The 20704-nt window shown below is 71.9% G+C and carries 20 protein-coding genes; 8 read left to right on the top strand and 12 right to left on the bottom strand.

Features of this window, described 5'->3' with window-relative positions; all coding sequences use genetic code 11:
* The first annotated feature begins 5 nt into the window (after window positions 1-5).
* Genes ABZ463_RS01040 through cydC form a run of 3 tightly spaced genes read left to right on the top strand, consistent with a single transcriptional unit; the run spans window position 6 to window position 4136 of the window.
* The gene (locus tag ABZ463_RS01040; RefSeq protein ID WP_362771794.1) at window positions 6-773 is read left to right on the top strand and encodes a cytochrome d ubiquinol oxidase subunit II; all 768 of its coding nucleotides are present in this window, start codon (window positions 6-8) and stop codon (window positions 771-773) included.
* 7 nt (window positions 774-780) lie between these two features.
* Window positions 781-2451: a thiol reductant ABC exporter subunit CydD gene (gene cydD / locus ABZ463_RS01035; protein ID WP_362771792.1), complete on the top strand. Its 1671-nt coding sequence runs from the start codon at window positions 781-783 to the stop codon at window positions 2449-2451.
* Window positions 2448-4136 carry a thiol reductant ABC exporter subunit CydC gene (cydC, locus tag ABZ463_RS01030; protein WP_362771790.1) on the top strand — a complete coding sequence of 563 codons (1689 nt, stop codon included), beginning with the start codon at window positions 2448-2450 and terminating at the stop codon, window positions 4134-4136. The genes cydD and cydC overlap by 4 nt, the downstream gene beginning before the upstream one ends.
* A 173-nt stretch (window positions 4137-4309) precedes the next feature.
* Here the strand turns inward: cydC and ABZ463_RS01025 are convergent, their stop codons facing one another.
* The 10 genes from ABZ463_RS01025 to lon all read right to left on the bottom strand — a co-directional run bounded on the left by ABZ463_RS01025 (window position 4310) and on the right by lon (window position 14920).
* A complete protein-coding gene (locus ABZ463_RS01025; RefSeq protein WP_352009313.1) occupies window positions 4310-5632 on the bottom strand; it encodes a trypsin-like peptidase domain-containing protein in 1323 nt (440 codons plus the stop codon).
* Window positions 5633-6088: 456 nt separating this feature from the next.
* Window positions 6089-6856, bottom strand: coding sequence for a DUF6585 family protein (locus tag ABZ463_RS01020; RefSeq protein ID WP_362771788.1), 768 nt, complete (start codon window positions 6854-6856; stop codon window positions 6089-6091).
* A gap of 515 nt (window positions 6857-7371) precedes the next feature.
* Entirely contained in the window at window positions 7372-7704 is a 333-nt protein-coding gene (locus tag ABZ463_RS01015) for a hypothetical protein (RefSeq protein WP_362771786.1), read from the bottom strand.
* 346 nt (window positions 7705-8050) lie between these two features.
* Entirely contained in the window at window positions 8051-8827 is a 777-nt protein-coding gene (locus tag ABZ463_RS01010; protein ID WP_362771784.1) for a DUF732 domain-containing protein, read from the bottom strand.
* Window positions 8828-8920: 93 nt separating this feature from the next.
* Complete coding sequence (locus ABZ463_RS01005) at window positions 8921-9088, bottom strand: hypothetical protein (protein WP_352009247.1); 168 nt, start codon at window positions 9086-9088, stop codon at window positions 8921-8923.
* Between the two features lie 158 nt (window positions 9089-9246).
* Entirely contained in the window at window positions 9247-9465 is a 219-nt protein-coding gene (locus tag ABZ463_RS01000) for a hypothetical protein (protein WP_352009246.1), read from the bottom strand.
* 78 nt (window positions 9466-9543) lie between these two features.
* Window positions 9544-10395 (bottom strand): MetQ/NlpA family ABC transporter substrate-binding protein, encoded by an 852-nt coding sequence (locus tag ABZ463_RS00995; protein ID WP_352009245.1) that lies wholly within the window; start codon window positions 10393-10395, stop codon window positions 9544-9546.
* 71 nt (window positions 10396-10466) lie between these two features.
* The gene (locus tag ABZ463_RS00990) at window positions 10467-11123 is read right to left on the bottom strand and encodes a methionine ABC transporter permease (protein ID WP_352009244.1); all 657 of its coding nucleotides are present in this window, start codon (window positions 11121-11123) and stop codon (window positions 10467-10469) included.
* On the bottom strand, window positions 11120-12115 hold the full coding sequence (locus ABZ463_RS00985) for an ATP-binding cassette domain-containing protein (RefSeq protein ID WP_352009243.1): 996 nt from the start codon (window positions 12113-12115) through the stop codon (window positions 11120-11122). The genes ABZ463_RS00990 and ABZ463_RS00985 overlap by 4 nt, the downstream gene beginning before the upstream one ends.
* Window positions 12116-12550: 435 nt before the next feature.
* Window positions 12551-14920, bottom strand: a complete 2370-nt coding sequence (gene lon, locus ABZ463_RS00980) for an endopeptidase La (RefSeq protein WP_352009242.1) — start codon at window positions 14918-14920, stop codon at window positions 12551-12553.
* A 281-nt stretch (window positions 14921-15201) separates the two neighbouring features.
* Here lon and ABZ463_RS00975 point away from each other — a divergent pair, with 281 nt between their 5' ends.
* From ABZ463_RS00975 to ABZ463_RS00955, 5 genes are all read left to right on the top strand, one after another.
* Complete coding sequence (locus ABZ463_RS00975; protein WP_362771780.1) at window positions 15202-16518, top strand: histidine kinase; 1317 nt, start codon at window positions 15202-15204, stop codon at window positions 16516-16518.
* Window positions 16515-17168, top strand: coding sequence for a response regulator transcription factor (locus ABZ463_RS00970; protein WP_352009240.1), 654 nt, complete (start codon window positions 16515-16517; stop codon window positions 17166-17168). The genes ABZ463_RS00975 and ABZ463_RS00970 overlap by 4 nt, the downstream gene beginning before the upstream one ends.
* A 234-nt stretch (window positions 17169-17402) precedes the next feature.
* Complete coding sequence (locus ABZ463_RS00965; RefSeq protein ID WP_352009238.1) at window positions 17403-17615, top strand: hypothetical protein; 213 nt, start codon at window positions 17403-17405, stop codon at window positions 17613-17615.
* Between the two features lie 92 nt (window positions 17616-17707).
* On the top strand, window positions 17708-18361 hold the full coding sequence (locus tag ABZ463_RS00960) for a biliverdin-producing heme oxygenase (RefSeq protein ID WP_352009237.1): 654 nt from the start codon (window positions 17708-17710) through the stop codon (window positions 18359-18361).
* 31 nt (window positions 18362-18392) lie between these two features.
* Window positions 18393-18995, top strand: a complete 603-nt coding sequence (locus ABZ463_RS00955; protein ID WP_352009236.1) for a TetR/AcrR family transcriptional regulator — start codon at window positions 18393-18395, stop codon at window positions 18993-18995.
* Window positions 18996-19071: 76 nt separating this feature from the next.
* On the opposite strand, the gene ABZ463_RS00950 is transcribed toward ABZ463_RS00955, so the two are convergent.
* Both ABZ463_RS00950 and ABZ463_RS00945 read right to left on the bottom strand, forming a co-directional pair.
* Window positions 19072-20109: a hypothetical protein gene (locus tag ABZ463_RS00950; protein WP_362771777.1), complete on the bottom strand. Its 1038-nt coding sequence runs from the start codon at window positions 20107-20109 to the stop codon at window positions 19072-19074.
* Window positions 20106-20615, bottom strand: coding sequence for a sigma-70 family RNA polymerase sigma factor (locus ABZ463_RS00945; protein WP_362771775.1), 510 nt, complete (start codon window positions 20613-20615; stop codon window positions 20106-20108). Before ABZ463_RS00945 ends, ABZ463_RS00950 begins: the two co-directional genes overlap by 4 nt.
* Window positions 20616-20704: the final 89 nt, after the last annotated feature.

Raw genomic sequence — 20704 nt, 5'->3', positions numbered from 1 at the left:
AATCCATGGACGTCCTCTGGCTGGGCGTGCTCGCCCTGCTGCTGATCGGCTACTTCGCCCTGGAGGGGTTCGACATCGGCCTCGGCATGCTGCTGCCCGTGCTCGGCCGTACCCAGCGGGACCGTGACACGATCGTCTCGGCCATGGCCCCGTTCGTGCTGGCCAACGAGGTGTGGCTGGTCGCCGTCGCGGGCGTGCTCTTCGGCGCCTTCCCCGAGGTCGAGGGACGGGTGCTGTACGGCCTCTACCCGCTGGTCGTCACCCTGCTGATCTCGTGGATCCTGCGCGACGCGGGCCTGTGGTTCCGCCGCCGTCTCGACGGGGCGGGCTGGCGGGCCGCCTGGGACTGGGCCGTCTGCGCCGGATCGTACGGCCTGGCGCTGAGCTGGGGCATGATCCTGGCCTCGATCGCCCAGGGCCTGCCGGAGTCGCCCTCCCCGCTCGCCGGGATCGCCTGCGTCGCCGTCGTCGCCGGGGCGTTCGCCTTCCACGGCTGGACCTTCGCCTCCTGGGCGCTGCCGGGACGGGTCACCGGGAGGAGCCGCCGCGGCGGGGCACTGCTGGTCTCGGCGTGCGCCGCCGCCCTGCCCGCCGCGGTGCCGCTGGCCGCACTGGCGCCGTGGCTGCTCGAACACGCCGCGCCCGAGGGCACGCTGGGTGTGCTCAGTCTCATAATCGCGCCTTTGACGCCGGTCATGGCGGGTGCGCAAGTATGGACATGGCGCACGTTCGGTCCCAAGCGTGCGGCCGGTCGGTTGCCGTCGTTCTTCTAGGGTTCACATGCACAAGGATCTCCTTCGGCTGGTCCGCGGCGAGCGGGCGGTCCGCCGCCACCTGGCGGTCTGCCTGGCCGCCGCGGTCGTGGCCGGGCTGCTCGTGCTGGTCCAGGCGGAGGTGCTGTCCGGGGTGCTCTCCGGCCGCTTCGCCCCCGCCGCGCTGACCGTGCTCGCGCTCGTCGTCGGCGCCCGCGCCCTGCTCGGCCTGGTTCAGGGGGTGGCCGCGGGGCACACGAGCACCGGTGTGAAGACGGCGCTGCGCCACCGGCTGCTGTCGCGGCTGCGGGAGCTCGGCCCGGCCGGTCTCGCCTCACGCCGCTCGGGCGAGCTGGTCACGCTGGCCGGTCGCGGCCTGGACGCCCTCGACCCCTACCTGTCCGGTTACCTGCCCGCGGCCGCGGTCGCGGCCGTCGTGCCGGTCGCCGTGCTGGTACGGCTGTTCGCGGCCGACCTGACCAGCGCGGTGATCGTGCTCGTCACGCTGCCCCTCATCCCGCTGTTCGGCGCGCTGGTGGGGATGCGCACCAAGGAGGTCACCGAACGGCAGTGGCGGGCGCTGGCCCATCTCGGCGGGCACTTCCTCGACGTGGTCAGGGGCCTGCCCACGCTGCGCGCCTTCGGCAGGGCCCGCTACCAGGCCGAGGTGATCGGCCGGGTGGCCCAGGAGCACCGGGAGGCCACGATGCGCACCCTGCGGGTGGCCTTCCTGTCGTCGCTGGTGCTCGAACTGGCCGCGTCGCTCTCCCTGGCGCTGGTCGCCGTCCCGGTCGGGCTGCGGCTGCTGTCCGGGTCGATGGAACTGCCCACGGCGCTGCTGGTGCTGCTGCTCGCCCCGGAGGCGTACCTGCCGCTGCGCACCATGGGCAACAGGTTCCACGCCGCGATGGAGGGGGTCGCCGCCGCCGACGAGGCGTTCGCCGTCCTGGACGGCCGGGCGTCCGCCCCCGCCGTACGGGACGCCCCGGCCGGGGCGGCGGACCGGGCCGGGGGCCGCGCGCCGGAGATCCGCCTGGAGAACGTCACCGTGCGCTACCCGGGCCGGCAGGAGGCGGCGCTGGAGAACGTCTCGCTGACGATCGCACCGGGTGAGCGGGTCGCGCTGGTCGGTGAGAGCGGGGCGGGCAAGAGCACCCTGCTGCACCTGCTGCTCGGCTTCGTCGTCCCGGACAGCGGGCGCGTCCTGATCGACGGCGTGGCCCTCACCGCCGACGACGCCTGGCGGGAACGGCTGGCGTTCGTGCCGCAGCGCCCCCACCTGTTCGCCGTCTCGGTCGCCGACAACGTCCGCCTCGGCTTCCCCGGCGCCACGATCGAGGAGGTACGGCGGGCGGCCGGGGCCGCGCACGCCGACGAGTTCGTGGCGGCGCTGCCCGAGGGCTACGAGACGGTGCTCGGCGAACGCGGCGCGAACCTGTCCGCCGGGCAGCGGCAGCGGGTCGCGCTCGCCCGCGCCTTCTGCCGCCCCGGCACCGACCTGCTGCTCCTCGACGAACCGACCGCGCGGCTCGACGGCCGCAGCGAGGCGGCGATCGTGGCCGCGACCGGTGAGCTGGCCGAGGGACGAACCGCGGTGATCGTGGCGCACCGGCCCGCGATGATCGACCTGGCCGACCGGGTGATCCGGCTGGCCGAGGGGCGTGTGGTCTCCGCCGAACTGATCGGAGGGTCCCGATGACGGGCGTCAAGGACATGAAGGGCCGCACGGCCCTGGCGATCTCCTCGGGCGCGGCGGCCGAACTGGCCGGGCTCGGACTGATCGGGTCCGCGGCCTGGCTGATCACCAGGGCCGCCGAGCACCCCCCGCTGGCCGCGCTGAGCGTGGCGATCGTCGGCGTCAGGGCCTTCGCGACCACCAAGGGCGTCTTCAGGTACGGCGAGCGCCTGGCCGGGCACGACGTCGCGCTGCGGGCGCAGGCGGCGACCAGGCAGCGGCTCTACCGGGCGCTCATCCCGGCGGGGCCGCGTGACCGGCGGGGAGCCGACCTGCTCAGCCGGATGGTCGACGACACCGACGCGGCGCAGGACCTGCTGGTCCGCTGCCTGCTGCCTGCGGCGGCCGCTGTGGTGACCGGGGTCGCCGCGGTCGTGCTGGGGCTGTTCCTGCTGCCCGCCGCGGCGTCGGCGCTGCTGGCCGGTCTGCTGGTCGCCGGGGTGCTGATCCCGGCGGGTACGGCCGCCGCCGCCCGGCGCTGGTCGGCGCGGATCGCGCCCGCGCGGGCGGAGCTGGCGGCCCGGGTCGCCGACCTGGTCCACGGCGCGGCCGACCTGGCCGCCTACGGGGCGGGAGGGCGCGCGCTGGCCGCCTGCGCCGAGGCCGACGCCCGCCTGGGCGCGCTGGAACGCCGCCAGGCCAGGGCCAACGCGGTCGCCGCCGCCCTCGGCACACTCACGCAGGGCCTGACCGTGCTGGCGGTCGTCTGGATCGCCGGAGGCTCGCAGGCGGGCCGGGTCGCCACGACGGTTCTCGCGCTGGTCTCGCTGGTCGCCTTCGAGCCGGTGCTGCCGATGGCCGCGGCGGCGGAGCGGCTGACCGGGGTGCTCGCCGCCCTGCGCCGGTTGCGGGAGGTCCGCGCGACCCCGCCCGCCGTCGCCGAGCCGGTGAGCCCCGTCCCCGTGCCCGGGGAGCCGCCGACCGTGGAGATCCGCGACCTCGTGGTCCGGCACGGCCCCGGTCTGCCCGTGGCGCTCGACGGCGTCAGCCTGACCCTCACCCCGGGCAGGCGGGTCGCCCTGGTCGGCCCGAGCGGCGCGGGCAAGAGCACCCTGCTTTCGGCCCTGATGCGGCTGGTGGAACCCGAGTCCGGCACGATCCTGCTGAACGGGACCGACCTCGGGAAGATGACCTCCGACGACGCCAGGCGGGTCATGACGGGACTGACCCAGGACCCCTACGTGTTCCGGACGACGCTGCGGGACAACCTGCGCCTGGCCGGGCCGGAGGCGGACCAGGACGAGCTGGCCGAGGCCGTACGGCGGGCCAGGCTCGACCGGTGGGTCGAGCGGACCGGCTGGGACACCATGCTCGGGGAGGACGGGCGGACGGTCTCCGGCGGCCAGCTCCAGCGGCTGGCGCTTGCCAGGGCGCTGCTGAACGACCCTCCTGTGCTGCTGCTGGACGAGCCCGCCGAATCACTGGACGAGGCCACCGCGGACGCGCTCATGGCCGACCTGCTCGACGCCACGCGGGGCCGTACGACACTGCTGGTCACCCATCGGCTGCGCGGGCTCGAAGGGGTCGACGAGATCGTCGTGCTGGAGAACGGGGCGGTCGCGCAGCGGGGAACCCACGAGGAGCTGGTCGGGGAGCCCGGCTACTACCGTGACCTGTGGCGCTCCGAGGCGCTGACCGCCGGGCGCTGACCCGTGTTCCCCGGCCGGGCTCTCGTCCGGGGCACGAGGCCGCGGCCCGGATTTCCCGATCAGGAGCACAGGGGCTCCCGGGATGCCGGAAGCCGTCCGAGGCGGGCGGGCGGGAAACGGATGCGCCGCCGGGGTCCGCAGCGTCCCCGGCGGCGCATCGGCTCCGGGCGAGGCTACTGCCCGGTCTTCTCGACGAGGGTCGCGGTGGCGGTCTGGGGCTTGCCGTCGCGGAGGTAGGTGATGGTCACCTTGTCCCCCGGCTTGAGCCCCCTGATCGCGCCGACCACCGTCGCGCCGTCGTCGACCGGCGTCTCGTTGATCTTGGTGATCAGGTCGCCCTGCCTGATCCCCGCCTGGGCGGCCGGGCTGCCGTCGGTGACCTGGTTGACCAGGGCCCCGGCCACGTCGCCGGTCGCGTCGGCGAGGCTGACGCCCAGGAAGGCGTGGCTGACCTTGCCGGTGTCGATGAGCTGCTTGGCGACCTGCTTGGCGGTGTTGATCGGGATGGCGAAGCCGACACCGATGTTGCCCTCGCCGCCGTTGGTTGCGATGGCGCTGTTGATGCCGATCACCTCTCCGGCCGCGTTGACCAGGGCACCGCCCGAGTTGCCGGGGTTGATCGCCGCGTCGGTCTGGATGGCCCCGCCGATGGTCGTCGTTCCGCCGCCCTGCTGTTGCTGCTGCATGCCGCCCCAGCCCGGCGGGAGCTGCTGTCGCTGCTCGCCGCCGACGGTCACCGTACGGTTCAGGGCGCTGACGATGCCCGCGGTGACCGAGCCGGACAGGCCCAGCGGACTGCCGATGGCGAGCACCGAGTCGCCCACCCTGACCTTGTCGCTGTCACCGATCGTGGCCTTGGTCAGGTTGGAGACGTTCTCCGCCCGGATGACGGCGAGGTCGGTCGCCGGGTCGGTCCCGACGACCCTGGCGGAGGCGGTCTTGCCGTCGCTGAACTTGACGGTCATCGAGCCGTTCGTCCCCACCTGGCCGCCCAGCGTGACCACGTGGTTGTTGGTCAGGATGAGGCCGTCGGCCGAGAGCAGCACGCCCGATCCGTCGCCGCTGCCGTTGGCGCTCTTGACCTCGATGGAGACCACCGAGGGCTGGACCGCCTTGGCCACGTCGGCGACCGTGGCGAAGCTGCCGACCTGGCGCACCTCGGCCGAGGGGGAGACGGACGAGGCCGTGACCGTGCCGGCCCCGGCGATCGAGGTCGCGATGAAGGCCCCCGCGACTCCACCTCCCACGGCCATCGCGGCCAGCGCCAGACCGGCCCCCAGCTTCTGCCTGCCGGTGAGCGACCCCCGCTGGGCGGGGATCCGCAGGGACTCCGCCGCGTCCGGAACCGGGTGGATCAGCGTCGGCTGCGGCCCGGTGTCCCGGCCCTCCGAGTAACCTCCGACACGCGGCGGCACCTTGCCGAACTGGCTCCATCCTTCGTTCTCGTGGGTCGCCTCGGCCGGGGTGCTTTCCTGCTCATTCTTGTTCGGGTCCATGTCTTCCCCCACGTCCTGCATCCGCTCGTGGACTGTCGGAGCGGCGACCGGCGGTTCCGGTACACCAGAACGATGCCTGACAGGACGTAAGCGCAGCTTAAGAGGATGATCGGAGCCCCTTCCCTTCTCTCACGCCCCCTTTATCCGCCGTGCTCAGAGGCGGTCGGCCGGAGGAAGGATCATGGAAAAAACATCCGGACCGGGCCCGTGCAGGGGACCGGCCGAATGACAGGCCGCCCCAGGCTTGACCCCTTTTGTTGTCCTTCCGGCCACCAGGAAGGCTCCCGGCGGCCGGAACGTGATCGAGCCCGGCCCGGCCGCGCCCCGGACGAATCGCATCGGCCCGCCCCTGGTGAGGGCTCCGGGGCGAGCCGGAAACCGTCGGCGGGCTCCTGCGAACGCGCCCAGGAAGCCGGTACCCGCGCGAGGCGTCCGCCGTCCTGGGTGTCCGCCGTCCTAGACGTCCGCCGAAGGCTCCTGCCGGTGGAGTCGATGCCGTTCCACGCCCTCCGCCACGAGAGCCACCAGCACCGCCACATCGGGGATCGTCCTGACCTGACGGGAAATGGCCGGTCTGCCGAAGCCGGTCCAAATACGTAATCGCACTCGTGCACGTTCGAGGCCGGTGATCTCCGACCAGCGTACGAGCCGGTCGCCGTCACGCACGCCCTCGGCGGTGACAGTGATCGGACCGAAGGTGGAGCTGCCTGTTTCGGCGATTTCCATCACTCTGCGCGGATAGCTGATCTCCGACATGTAGTGCTCGATGGCCGCCGTGAGCTCCTCATCCCGGGCGTAGGGGGGTCTGGCCAGGTTCAGCTTCCCGCCGTTCTTCAGCATCAGGATGCACCGCTCGACGTCCTGGGAACCGCCGCGTTGGTAGACCCGGGTCGTCCACTTTCGTACGTAGGCCACGTCCTCCCAGGCGATCAGACGCTTCAGGACGGCGTCCCCCGTCGTGAGCAGCAGCCCGTTGGAGCACAGGTACAACCGCCTGCGGGCCTTCAGCCAGAGGGGCGGGACGCAGAGCAGGGCCAGCCCGAGGGCCACGGCACCCATCGCCCTGCCGACATCGTCACCGATCAGAATCCCCGGTGCTCCGAGGAGCGTGAGAACGACGACAATTCCCGCTTCCGCCAGGACCGACTGACGGAAACAGTCAACGATCTCACCCAGGCCGGTCTCATCGACGATCTCGATGATTTTCGGCGGGTAATCCGGCACCAGAATTCGCCTCCCGAAATCATGCCATCGACACTTCCCCTTCTATTTGGCCATGAATTCACCGGGTTCGCGTATTTGGGAGAAAGAAAACGACGCCGTCCCTGTGGCCTGGGCGCCCAGGTGTCGCTCGTGGCCCGCTCTGACGAGAACGAAAATCCAGGTGACCGAACAGGAGAAGTCCCAGGAACGACGAATCCGTGAACTCCGCGGACCCGGAGCCCTTTACGGACGCCCAACCGCATTGACGAAGACCGGCGGAAACGGCCGGCCCTTTCCCGCGCCCTCCTGTCGATGGCCCGGGAGACGCTCAATCACGTGGAAAATCGGCGGCGGCTCCAGCGGAGATCTCCCGAAGGCCCGCCGGCCTTGCCGGGACTCACCAACGCGCCACTTCGACCGCCCCGGCCATCAGCCGGAACGACGGTTCCCAAACAGGTAGCGCCGTGGGCGGGAGGAACGGATCCCTCCGGCGTCGCCGTGGCACGGCCGGGCGGGGACGCCGGAGGGAGGGCGGGTCAGACCGTGTACCTGCAGATCAGCGCCTGGCTGCCGCCCTGGGCGTAACCGGCGGAGACGTAGGTGGGGTGGAAGTGGGCGCACGCGGCGGAGGCGCTCCCGCTCCCCGTGTAGGTCGTGCCGCCGGTGTTGTTCCAGCGGTGGCAGCCAAGACCGCCGTTGTAGAAGCCGATGGTGGAGTAGGGGTTGACCTGGGCCGCGCAGTACTCCCCGAGCGAGAGCGGGCTGTAGACGACTTCGAGGACCGCCGCCTGGGCGGGGGTGGCGGAGACGGCGAGCGCACCGAAGCAGGCGAGCGCGGCGGTGGCGAGCGCGACGAAACGGCGGGACATGAGGACCTCCAGAGTCCGGGAAAGCCGGGCGGAACGGGGGAGGAGCCGACGAAGCATGGGGGAACACATCGCCGGACGAGGGAGGTTCCGCGCGACGGGGACACGCTGCGTTGATCACAGTATTGAATAGGAAACTTTCCTATGCAATGGGTGTCGATGCGCGATCCGGTCACGCCTTTCCCCTGCGAAAAGGCCGCCCGGAGAGGCCCTGGTCACGAAATGGCCCGGACGGGCCGCAAACGCGACGCCGGGCACCGCGATCGGTGCCCGGCGTCATGTCCGCACCGCCTCGCCGTTCGCCGTACCGGTCTCCGGACGGCCGAGGCGCTGGCGGACGGTCGTCGTGTTACTTCGGGAGTTTGGCCCGGTGCTCGGGGCACAGCAGGACGACGGCCGCGCCCGCGATGTAGCCGGACGTCTCGGCGCCGAACTCGTCGGTGACCGGGCTGCTCAGGGTGACCTGGATGAGGTTCTTGCCGGTGTCGAGCGCGCCGCAGACGTCCTTGCCGAGCTGCACCAGCCTGCTGGAGGCGACGCCGCTCAGCTCCTTGCGCTGCCGCACGGTCTTCAGGAACAGGTCCTCCTTCTCGTCCTGGGAGAAGGAGAAGGAGGAGGAGGCGGTCGGGGTCGGCTCGTCCTCGTCGGGGTCGTCGGAGGAGGACTCGTCCGTGGAGTCGGGGGACGGCTCGTCCGTGGACAGGGACGACTCGGTCGGCCGGGGGGTCTCGGGGGCCTTCGTGACCAGCGCGACCGAGGAGCCGCTGTTGCGGTTGAAGAGGTAGACCGCGCCACCGGCCGCGACGATCAGGACCGCCACCACGGCGACCACGGCGATCACGACCCCCTTGCCGCCGCCCCCCGAGGGCGGCGGGGGCGGGCCCGGCTGCCAGCCGGGAGGAGGCCCCATGGGAGGAGGTTGCTGCCAGCCCTGGGGCGGCCCCTGCTGGGGGTACGGCGTCGTCGGCTGCTGGCCGTACGGTGAGCCCTGCTGCGGCCCCTGCTGGTAGGGACCCTGCTGCGGCTGGTACGGCGGTTGGGGCGGCGCCGGCGGCCACTGCTGGGGCCCACCCTGCGGATACGGCTGGGGCCCGTCCTGTGGATACGGCTGCTGCGGAGGATGCACGTGCGCACCATACGGCGTACCCCTGACATTTCGCCGGAGAATGCCCCGGAATACCGGCGATAGATGCACAAAAGAGACAGCCGCCGGGGACGGTCAGAAGGTGAAGCCCTCGCCGGTCCTTCCCGGTCCGTGCGCCCTGTCCAGCTCGGCGCCCAGGCCGGGCACGAGACGTTCGAGGACCTCGTGCCACTCACGGTGGCGGCCCGGGTGTTCCACCAGCGCGCCGCATGTCCTGCAGGCAGGGGGCTGGGATTGCGTCATGTCGAGATCCCTCCGGGTAGACGTCCGGCACCTCGGACCCGTCACCTGCCCCGGCAGAGCGATCCGGAACCGTGTCCCGCCGATCGCCCGCGCCGTGCCGTACGGCGTCGCGACCGTGAGCTCACAGGGCCGCAGAGGTCACCGGGACTTCGAGGGCTTCAGAGGTCGACGTCCCGGGAGGCGAGCGCGCCGAGCGGCACCTCACCGGCCGGGGTCACCACGACCTTCCTGCCCGGCTCCTCGTACCCGTGCTCGGTCAGCCACATCAGGATGCCGATCCCCAGGTCGTCGAAGGTGACCGGGGAGTCCGGCGAGAAGATGTCCTCCCCCTTCTCCCCGGCGTCCCCCTCGACGATCGACAGGGTGTATGTGGTCATGGCGTCCCCCGCTGCAGTCTCGTCCCTACCGGGGTCCATACCCAGGCGGGAGCCCGTGGGCTCCCGCCGTCACCCGGGTCAGTTCGCGGGGATGACCGCCCCCTTGTAGGTCTGCTCGATGAACTGCTTCACCTCGGGACCGGCCAGCAGCTTGGCGAGCTTGACCACCTGCGGGTCGTGCTCGTGTCCCTCGGCGACCACCAGGCCGTTGACGTAGGGGTTGTCCTGGGCCTTCTCCAGCACCAGCGCGTTCTGCGCGGGGTTGAGGCCCGCCTCAAGGGCGTAGTTGCCGTTGATGACGGCGGCGTCCACGTCCTCAAGGGAGCGGGGCAGCTGCGCGGCCTCAAGCGGCTGGAACTTCAGGCTCTTGGGGTTGCCGGTGACGTCGCGCTCCGTCGCGGCGGTGCCCGCCCCCTCCTTGAGGGTGATCACGCCGTTGTCGGCGAGCAGCTTCAGCGCCCGGCCGAGGTTGGTCGCGTCGTTGGGCACGGCCACGGTCCCGTTCTGCGGCAGGTCACCGAGCTTGGTGATCTTCTTGGAGTAGAGGCCGAGCGGCTCCAGGTGGACCGGCTGCAGGAAGACCAGCTTGGTGCCCTTGGAGGCGTTGAAGTCGTCCAGGTAGGGCTTGTGCTGGAAGAAGTTGGCGCCGAGCCGCCCCTCGCTGAGCTGCACGTTCGGCTGGACGTAGTCGGTGAACTCGACGATCTCCAGGTTCAGGCCCTCCTTGGCGGCGAGCTTGTCCTTGACGAACTTCAGGATCTGCGCGTGCGGGACGGGGCTGGCGCCGACCTTGAGCACCTCGGCCGCGGGGCTGGACGGATCCTTGGCCCCGGCGGCTCCGGCGTCCGCGGCGGGCCCGGAGGAGCCGCAGGCCGCCAGCGAGACGACCAGGGCCGTGACGGCGGAGGCGATTCCTAGGAATTTACGCATTGTGCGCTCCTTTTGGGTGTGGAAAACCAGGGCTCCCGCTTGTGACGGGGTCCCGGGGGGAGTGGGAGGGATCAGCCGCGTTGCAGGCGGCGGGCGACGGTGTCGCCCAGGGTCTGCACGAGCTGGACGATGACGACCAGCACCACGACGGTGATCACCATGAGGGTGGTCTCGAAACGCTGGTAGCCGTAGCGGATCGCCAGGTCGCCGAGCCCGCCGCCGCCGATCGCCCCGGCCATCGCCGAGTAGGAGATCAATGCGACCACGGTCACCGTGAGCCCCGCGACCAGGCCCGGCATCGCCTCGGGAAGCAGGACCTTGCCGATGATCGTCGTACGGCTGGCGCCCATCGCGTGGGCCGCCTGCACCTTGTCGGAGCCCACCTCACGCAGCGAGGTCTCCACCAGCCTGGCGAAGAACGGCGCCGCGCCCAGGGTGAGGGGGACGACGGTCGCGGCGGTGCCGATGGTCGTGCCCACGATCATCCGGGTCAGCGGGATCACCGCGATCATCAGGATGATGAACGGCAGTGAGCGCCCGACGTTGACGACCAGCGCGAGCACCCGGTTCAGCGGCCAGGAGGGCAACAGCCCGCCTCGGTCGGTGACGACGAGGGCGACACCGAGCGGCAGGCCGAGCAGCGCGGTGAACAGGGTCGACCACAGGACCATCTGGACGGTCTGCCAGGTGTTCTCCCACAGCAGGGGGGCCATCTCGTCCCAGGTCATGCCTTCTCCTCCAGCGTTACGGGCGCGTTCACCGGGCTCTCCTCGACCAGCAGGCCGCGACCGGTCAGGTAGGCCAGGGCCTCGGCGCGCTGGGCGCCGCCCAGGCGCAGGCGCAGGCGCCCCGTGGACAGCCCGGCGACCTGCTCCAGCGCTCCGCCGAGGATGTTGACGTCCACGTCGAACGTGCGCGCCACCTGGGAGACCACGGGCTCGTCGGCCTGCCCGGTGAAGGTGATCGTGACGTCGCCCGGCTCCGCGGGGGGCAGGGGGAACAGTTCGGCGGCGAGCCGGGACCCCGGCGTGGCCAGCAGTTCGGGGATGGTCCCCGACTCCTCGATCCTGCCGTGGCGCATGATGGCGGCCGAGTCGCAGATCGTCTTGACGACGTTCATCTCGTGGGTGATCAGCAGGATCGTCAGGCCGAGTTCCCGGTTGAGGCTCTTGAGCAGGGCCAGGATCGACTGGGTCGTGCCCGGGTCGAGCGCGGAGGTCGCCTCGTCGGACAGCAGCACGGCGGGGTTGCCCGCCAGTGCCCTGGCGATCCCGACGCGCTGTTTCTGGCCGCCGGAGAGCTGGGCGGGATGGGCCTTCGCCTTGTCCGCGAGCCCGACCAGTTCGAGCAGTTCGGTCACCCGCCTGGCTCGTTCGGCCCTGCCGGTGCCCATGACCTCAAGCGGGAAGGCCACGTTGCCCGCGACCGTGCGGGAGGACAGCAGGGCGAAGTGCTGGTGGACCATGCCGATCCGCTGCCTGGCCCGGCGCAACCGGGCCTCCCCGAGCGCGGTCAGCTCCTGCCCCGCCACGGTCACGGTGCCCTCGGTCGGGCGTTCGAGGAGGTTGACGCAGCGCAGCAGGGTGCTCTTGCCCGCACCGCTCTGGCCGAGCACGCCGAAGATCTCGCCCTCGCGGACGTGGAGGTCGACGCGCTCCACGGCGGTCACCTCACGGCCCCGGTCGCGGTAGACCTTGCGCAGGCCTGACACATCAATCACAGCTGTTCCCCAACATGAACGGGTCCTCGAAAGGTTCTACGACGGGTTCCACGGCGGGGAGGGAGCTAGCGCGTGCCGGGGTCGAAGGGCAGGTGGCACAGGCGGCGCAGGACGAGATGGTCCGCGGGGCAGGTCATGGTCTCGGGCCTTCGTGAGGACGGGCGGGCGAAGCTAGTGCTTGAAGCGCATACAGCTCGGAACACACATGTGGGGCATCCCGCACATGTGCTCGCCGAGGGAGACGGCCCGGCCCTGCGGGGTCGCGTCTGCCTGGTTCGCCACGTTCACGTCTGCCTCAACACGGGGTCGGCCTACCCGGATTCCCGGTATTTCATGTGATCCCTATCACCCCCATAGGGGAATTCGCCGTCCGGACACGGCGAACGGCCCGCCCCTCCGGTGAGGAGGGACGGGCCGTGCGAGGGATCGCCCAGGTCAGGCCACGGCCTTCTCCGCGACCTTGGCCGGGGTGAGCGCGATCTCCAGCACCTCCCGCACGTCGCTGACCGTGTGGACGGTGAGCTCGTCGCGGACCGCCTGGGGGACGTCGTCCAGGTCGGGCTCGTTGCGGGCCGGGATCAGCACCGTGGTGATGCCCGCCCGGTGGGCGGCCAGCAGCTTCTGCTTGACCCCGCCGATCGGGAGCACCCTGCCGGTCAGGGAGATCTCACCGGTCATGGCCACGTCGTTCCTGACCGTACGGCCGGACAGCAGCGAGGCCAGCGCGGTGGTCAGGGTGACGCCGGCGGAGGGGCCGTCCTTGGGCACCGCCCCCGCGGGGAAGTGGATGTGCACCGAACGGTCCTTCAGCGCCGTCACCGGCAGTTCGAGCTCCGCGCCCCGCGAGCGCAGGTAGGACAGCGCGATCCTGGCCGACTCCTTCATGACGTCGCCGAGCTGGCCGGTCAGGGTCAGCCCGGTGTCACCGGTCTCCGGGTCGGCCAGTGACGCCTCGACGTACAGCACGTCCCCGCCCGCCCCGGTGACCGCCAGGCCGGTGGCCACGCCGGGCACCGCCGTACGCCGGCTGGACTCGGGAAGCGACGACTCCGGCACGTGGCGCGGGCGGCCGAGGTAGGGGACCAGGTCCTCCACCGTCACCGGCAGCTCGGCCTCGCCGAGGGCGACGTTCGCGGTCACCTTGCGCAGGACCCTGGCGATCGAGCGCTCCAGGGAGCGCACGCCCGCCTCGCGGGTGTACTCGCCCGCGAGGGCGCGCAGGGCGTCCTCGCCGAGGGTGACGTCCTCGGCGGTGAGGCCCGCCTTGTCGAGCTGGCGCGGCAGCAGGTGGTCACGGGCGATCGCGACCTTCTCGTCCTCGGTGTAGCCGTCGAGCGTCACGACCTCCATCCGGTCGAGCAGCGGCCCGGGGACGGCTTCGAGGACGTTGGCCGTGGCCAGGAAGAGCACGTCGCTCAGGTCGAGCTCGACCTCCAGGTAGTGGTCGCGGAAGGTGTGGTTCTGCGCCGGGTCGAGCACCTCGAGCAGGGCCGCGGTCGGGTCGCCCCGGTAGTCGGAGCCGACCTTGTCCACCTCGTCGAGCAGCACGACCGGGTTCATCGAGCCCGCCTCGCGGATCGCGCGCACGATCCGGCCCGACTGGGCGCCGACGTAGGTGCGCCGGTGGCCGCGGATCTCGGCCTCGTCGCGGACGCCGCCGAGGGCGACACGGACGAACTTGCGGCCCATCGCCCTGGCCACGGACTCGCCCAGGGAGGTCTTGCCGACTCCGGGAGGCCCGGCCAGCGCGAGCACCGCGCCGCTGCGGCGCCCGCCGACCACGCCCAGGCCCTTCTCGGCCCTGCGGCCGCGCACCGCGAGGTACTCGATGATGCGGTCCTTGACGTCGTCGAGGCCGGTGTGGTCGGCGTCGAGGACGGCGCGGGCCGCGGCGATGTCGTAGGAGTCCTCGGTCCGCTCGTTCCACGGAATGTCGAGGACGGTGTCCAGCCAGGTGCGGATCCAGCCGACCTCGGGAGACTGGTCGGAGGTCCGCTCCAGCTTGTCGACCTCCTTGAGCGCGGCCTCGCGCACCTTCTCCGGCAGGTCGGCCGCCTCGACGCGGGCCCGGTAGTCCTCCTCCTCGGTCTCCGGGGAGGAGCCGTTGAGCTCGGCCAGCTCCTTGCGGACCGCGGCCAGCTGCTGGCGGAGCAGGAACTCGCGCTGCTGCTTCTCCATGCCCTCCTGGACGTCCTTACGGATCGTCTCGGCCACGTCGAGCTCGGCGAGGTGCTCACGGGCCCACTCGACCAGCCGTTCGAGCCGGTCGGCGGGGTCGGCGGTCTGCAGGATCTCGACCTTGCGCTGGGTGGTCAGCCAGGGGGCGTAGCCGGAGTTGTCGGCCAGCAGCGACGGGTCGTCCATCTTGTTGACCGCGTCGACGACCTGCCAGGCGCCCCGCTTCTGCAGGATGGTCGTGGTCAGCGCCTTGTACTCCCTGGCCAGCTCCTCGGCGCGCTCCCCCGCCTCGGGGACGTCCATCACGCTCGCCTGCACCCACAGGGCCGCGCCAGGGCCCGTGGTGCCGGAGCCGACGCGGACCCGGCCGACACCGCGGACCACGGCGGCGGGCTCACCGCCGGGCAGTCTGCCGACCTGCTCGACGACGGCCCTGACGCCCACGGCACCGTACTTGCCGTCGATCCGGGGAACGAGCAGCACCTCGGGCTTGTTGTCAGCGAGTGCCCGAGCGGCGTCGATCGCCGCCCGGACCTCGCCCTCCGAAAGGTCAAGCGGGACGACCATGCCCGGCAGCACGACCTCGTCGTCGAGGGGCAGGACCGGGAGGATCAGGCTCTCACTCATCTGCGCTCCAAAGGTTGAGTTATACCGACTCAATTAATGGGAGCCCGTGATTGTTCCCGGAGTTGAGCGTGTTCGCTGTGAGCGATCGTAATCGTGTAATTCGCCGGGCCGTACCTCCTCCCCCCGCTGCTCCCCCTGCTGTGCCCCGCGCGCGCCCTGCCCGCCGGTCCCGCCGGCCCGGGGACGACGGCTCACCGGTACCGCCGTACCCCTGGGAGGTGACGGTGTGGATCACTCCCGAGGGTGACGCCGTGCGCGCCCCCGTTGTCTAGGCTGGCCGGGTGAATCTGCCCGCCGGTCTGGAACGGCTCCTGCGGCCGCCAGCCCTGGCGCTGGTCAGGGGACAGGCCGATCCGCCCTTTCCCCGCTCCCCCCGGCTGCGGTTCCGGCTGCCCGAGGCCCTGCGGCTGCTGCCGTTCCGCGCCGTCGACCTGGTGACGGTGGCCAACGTGGTGGCCTTCTGGATCGTCTACAGCGGCGTCCTGTCCCGGCTCGTCCACTCCAACGACATGACCGCGGGCACGGTGGGCTCCCCGGAAGACCGGGCCCTCCTGCGCCCCCTCTACCCCGAGTGGTGGCTCTACCTGGCCGCCATCACCTCCTGCGTCCCGGTGCTGCTGCGCGAGCGCTGGCCGCTGGCCGCCTGGCGGATCGCCCTGGCGAGCGTGATCGTCATGCCCTCCTTCGAGGACGGCGGCCGACCCGTGCAGGCCCCCGAGGCGATGCTCCACCTGCTCGTCGTCTACTCCGTCGCGGTCCGCTGCGAGCGCAGGACCACCCTGGGCGTGTGGGCCGTCTCGGTGCTCGTCCTGGTCGTCCACGGCCCCGGCGTCAACGATGCGCTGCCCGCCGCGGTCCTGCTGGCCGTCACCGCGCTCCTCGGCTACAACGTCCGGACCAGACGGCTGGCCTCCAGGCGCCTGGCCGAGGAGGAGCAGCGCAGCGAGCGAGCCCTGGCCGCGCAGGCCGCGCTGGAGGAACGGGCCAGGATCGCCAGGGAGCTGCACGACGTCGTCGCCCACCACATGTCGGTGATCGCCATCCAGGCCGAGGCCGTACCCCTCCAGGCGGCCGGGGACGTCGGGCGCCTTGAGGAGGGGCTGCAGGAGATCCGTGTGCTCTCGCTGTCCGCCATGACCGAGATGCGCCGGGTGATCGGGGTGCTCAGGGACGCCGAGGGACGGGTGGACACCGCCCCTCAGCCAGGACTCGGCCGCCTCGACGAGCTGGTCGGCAACGCGCGCTCGGCCGGTCTCACCGTGGCGCTCTCCCTCAGCGGCGACCTGACCGGGCTGCCCGAGGCGGTGAGCCTGTCGGCCTACCGGATCACCCAGGAGGCGCTGAGCAACGCCATGCGGCACGCGCCCGGCTCGGACGTCTCGGTGCGGATCTCCCGTTCCGGCGGCGCGCTGAACATCAACGTGACCAACGACGCAGGACGCCCCTCCCCCAGTACGGCGCAGCGCGCGGAGGGTCCCGGGCACGGCCTGGTCGGGATGCGGGAGCGGGCCGCCATGCTCGGCGGGAGGCTGTGGGCCGGACCGGTCGGGACAGGATTCGCGATCACCGCCATACTGCCGGTCGTGGAGGAGACATGACGATCCGGGTGCTCATCGCCGACGACCAGGGCATGGTCAGGACCGGTTTCACCGTGTTCCTCGGCTCACAGCCGGACATCGAGGTCGTCGGCGAGGCTGCCGACGGCCGTGAGGCCGTGACGGAGGCCACGCGGCTGCGTCCCGACGTGGTGCTGATGGACGTACGGATGCCGGTCATGGACGGCCTGGCCGCGACCAGGGAGATCATGGCCGCGGCGGACCCGCCGAAGGTGCTGATCCTGACCACCTTCGACCTCGACGACTACGTCTACGAGGCGCTGCGCGCCGGGGCCAGCGGGTTCCTGCTCAAGGACGCCTCCGCGCGGCAGCTGGCCGAGGCGGTCAGGGTGGTCGCCTCCGGTGAGGCGCTGCTGGCCCCCTCGGTGACCAGACGGCTGATCGCGGAGTTCGCCCGGGTCGGCCCGCGCCGTCCCCGGATCAGGCCGGACGGCATCACCGAACGCGAGACCGAGGTGCTCGTCCTCGTCGCCCAGGGCCGTTCCAACCAGGAGATCGCCGCCGAGCTCGTGCTGTCCGAGCAGACGGTCAAGACGCACCTGGGACGCATCCTGGCCAAGCTGGACCTGCGCGACCGGGCCCAGGCGATCGTGTACGCCTACGAGACGGGTCTGGTCAGGCCGGGCGAGTGAACCCCGTGAGGGGACCTCTCCAGGGCGATGTAAGCGACAAACCATGATTTTTAGCCTCTTGCCGGTTCCCAACCGGTCAGGAGGCCCGCATGCCACACCGCACGTCCGTTCTCGCCGTCGCCGCAGCCCTCGGCCACCTGCTCGTCCCGGCCCCGCACGGCGACCGGTCCTCGGCCGCCGAACTGGGCGGCGTGCGGGTGTGGGCGGGCGGGGCCCCGGCTCCGGGCGGTGGTCGTGACGGTCAACCTGGGCGCCATGGCGGTCTTCCTGTGGCACCAGGCCGTGCCGACCGTGGCGGTCCTGGCCACGCTGCGGCTCGGCCCTGGGGAGGTTCCCGGGCTGCTCGGTCCGGTGGGCGGGCCCTCCTGGGTGCTGTTCCGCCCGGCCTGGCTCCCGGTGTTCGCCGCCCTCTGCCTGGCACTGGCCGCCCGACCCAATAAGAGGTGATTTTTTATGACATGGTGTCATCATCGGGTTGACGGGGAACGGCGGGCTTTGTGACACTGTGTCATATAAGACCCCTTCATTGCGGAGTGATCATGAGTGAGCCGTCTTTCTCCGAAGCGCTCAGGAACGCCACCTGGAGCGACCACGAGTCCGCGGAGGGCGAGGGCTACCTCAAGGCCCTCATGGCGGGACGGCTCAGCGCGGAGGCCTACGGCGAGATGGTCGCCCAGCACTACTTCGCCTACGTCGCCCTCGACGGCGTCTCCCGCTCACTCGCCGGCGACCCGGTCGCGGGTCCCTTCGTCTTTCCCGAGCTCTACCGGGAGGAGGCGCTGGTCCGTGACCTGGAGACGATCTACGGCTCCGGCTGGAGGTCCAGGATCGAGCCCTCGGAGCCGACCGAGGAGCTGGTGGCCAGGATCGAGCGGACCGCCTCCTGGCCGGGCGGCTACGTCGCCCACCACTACACCCGCTACATGGGCGACCTGTCCGGCGGCCAGTTCATCCGGATGGAGCTGCAGAAGATCTACGGCTACCAGACGGACGGCGGCGTCGACTTCTACCGCTTCGACGGGATCGGCAGCCTGCCCCGGTTCAAGAACGACTACCGCGCCCGGCTCGACGCGCTTCCGGCCGACGAGGCGGAGAAGGCGCTGATCATCGAGGAGACCAGGCTCGCCTACCGGCTCAACACCGAGGTGCTGGCCGACCTCGGCAGGCTGGTCCCGGCCGGGCAACCCGCCTGAGAACCGCCCCGGCCTGTGCGACGATGGGGGCATGCCTCGCATTTCGGCCGCGACGATCGGCGAGCACCGCGCCCAGACGCGGGACCGGATTCTGCAGGCGGTCTCCCGTCTGTCCAGGAACCAGGGCATCGACGCCATCTCGATGACGGAAGTGGCGGGTGAGGCGGGAATCACCCGCACCGTCCTGTACAACTACTTCCCCGACAAGGCGACCCTGCTGCTGGCCTTCACCGAGCGGGTGACGGGCTACTTCATCGACGGCTACGAGCGGGAGCTGCCGCCGGACGCCTCCCCCGCGGAACGCCTGCGGGTGTTCGTCCGCCTGCAGCTGGCCGGGCTGCTCGCCCACCCCCACCCCGGCCCCGCCGACCTGTCGGCCGCGCTCGGCCCCGACGCCTACCAGCGCCTGGCCGACCACGTCGAGCCGATGCAGCGCATCCTGACCGGCATCATCGAGGGCGGGGTCGCCTCGGGGGCCTTCCGCACCTCGGACGTGGCCTCCGCCGCCCGCTTCATCCTCGCCGTCATCGGCTCGGAGCGGGTGCCGCTGCTCAGCGGGGAGACCACGGCCGAGGACGCCGAGGCCGTCGTCTGCGACTTCGTCCTGCGCGCGCTGGACGCCCTCACGCCCTGACGCGGCGACCGAGCCCGGCCGTCAGGACCACGACCGGCGACGGCCCCCGCGCCGGGAGACGGGGCCTCCGATCGGACTAGGGACGGGCGCCCAGGGAGTCCACCCAGCCGGAGGAGAGGACCGCGACCTCGCGTCCGCTCACCTCGGCCGAGCGCACCGAGGCGCCCACACGCCTCTCCGCCCTGTCCGGCCCGGTGTAGGCGAAGGACAGCAGTCTGGCCCCGGTCCGGTCGATGACGAGCCGGGTGTCACCGCCCGTCAGCCCGATCTCCACGCCGGTCCGCCCGGCCGGGTCGGTGACGCCCTCCTTCATGGCCAGGCCCGGCTGGGCCGCGAGAACCCGCAGGACCGCGGCGCGGGTCGCGGGGGTCGCCGGGGAGTCGAGCAGGTAGCGGGCCGCGCCGAGCACGAAGGCGGGATAGGACCGCGCCCGCTCCTCCTTCGCCGCCTCGGCGGGCAGGCCCTTGCCTGCGCCGCGGTAGGCCTCGCGCAGCCACGCGTCGAGCGCCTTCTCCTCGCCGGGCAGATCGGCCACGTCCCCGTCGGAGACGAGCGTGCCGCCGATCGCGGTCTTGAGGACCATGGGCCCGTGGTCGACTGACTTCTCCTCGGGGAGCGGCGCGCCGGGGCGGGCCGGGACGTAGGCGGCGTCCTTGCCGGTCACGAGACGGCCGCCGGTCGGGGCTCTCCAGGCCTCGGCGGTGACCGCGAGGACGCCTCCCCCCTTGACCGGGTCGAAGGTGCGGGTGCTGGAGAACCAGTAGCGGGCCTTGCGCTCCGGGGTGCGGGCCACGGTCTCGGCGCCGGCGAGCAGGAACGAGCGCGCGTCCACCGTCTCGACGGGGGCGGCGACCGTGCCGTGCCCGGTCGGGACGACGTTCCTCGCCGCCGCCGGGGGCGCCGCGGCGGGGGCGCTGCCGATCACATACGGCACGCCGACCGCGGCCGCCGCCGCGAGCCCGAGCGCGATCTTGAGCAGCCGCGCGGGCGGCAACGAGCGTGGCCGCCCGGAGGAGGCGAAGGCGGCCGACAGGTCGCGCTCGCGCCTGAGCCGGTGGCTCTCCTCTGTCACGGCGTCGGGCCGCAGGCCGAGCATGAAGTCGTCGGGGGTCATCGTCGTTCCTCCAGGGTGAGTGCGTCATGGTCGAGCGCCTCCGCCAGGCGGCGGCGAGCGCGGTGCAGGCGGACGTTGAAGGTCCTGGCGGTGCAGCCCGCGACGCGGGCGGCCTCGGCGGGGGCCAGCCCGTACCAACTCGCCAGAACCAGGGCCTCGACGTCGTTTTCGCCGAGTTCGGCGAGGGCCGCGAGGGCGGCCTCCCGCCGGGCGACACGTTCGGCGACGTCGTCCTCGGGCGCGGGGGCGAGATCCGCCAGCCGCGCGGCGAGGGCCCGCCCGCGCAGCCCGGAGTCCTGCTGCTTGCGCAGGAGGTTGCGGGCCACGCCGAGCAGCCACGGCAGCGCCGGGTCGGGGACCTCGCGCAGCCGTCGCCACGTGATCAGAAAGGTCTCGCTCACCACGTCCTCCGCTGCCTGCCTGTCGGCGCGCAGCAGCGCGTAGCCGAGGACGTTCCGGTAGTGCCGGTCGTAGAGCTCGGTGAAGCGTTGTTGGGGATGGTCCACGGTCAGTAGTCCCAGGAGGAGGGCGTGGATTACACGCTAGAGGGACGAATCACGATCCGCCTTGGCGGCCGGTTCTGCGTGCCCTCACC

The organism is Streptosporangium sp. NPDC020145, from assembly GCF_040631275.1.
GTDB lineage: Bacteria > Actinomycetota > Actinomycetes > Streptosporangiales > Streptosporangiaceae > Streptosporangium.
This window is presented reverse-complemented; position numbering and strand designations above follow the sequence as displayed.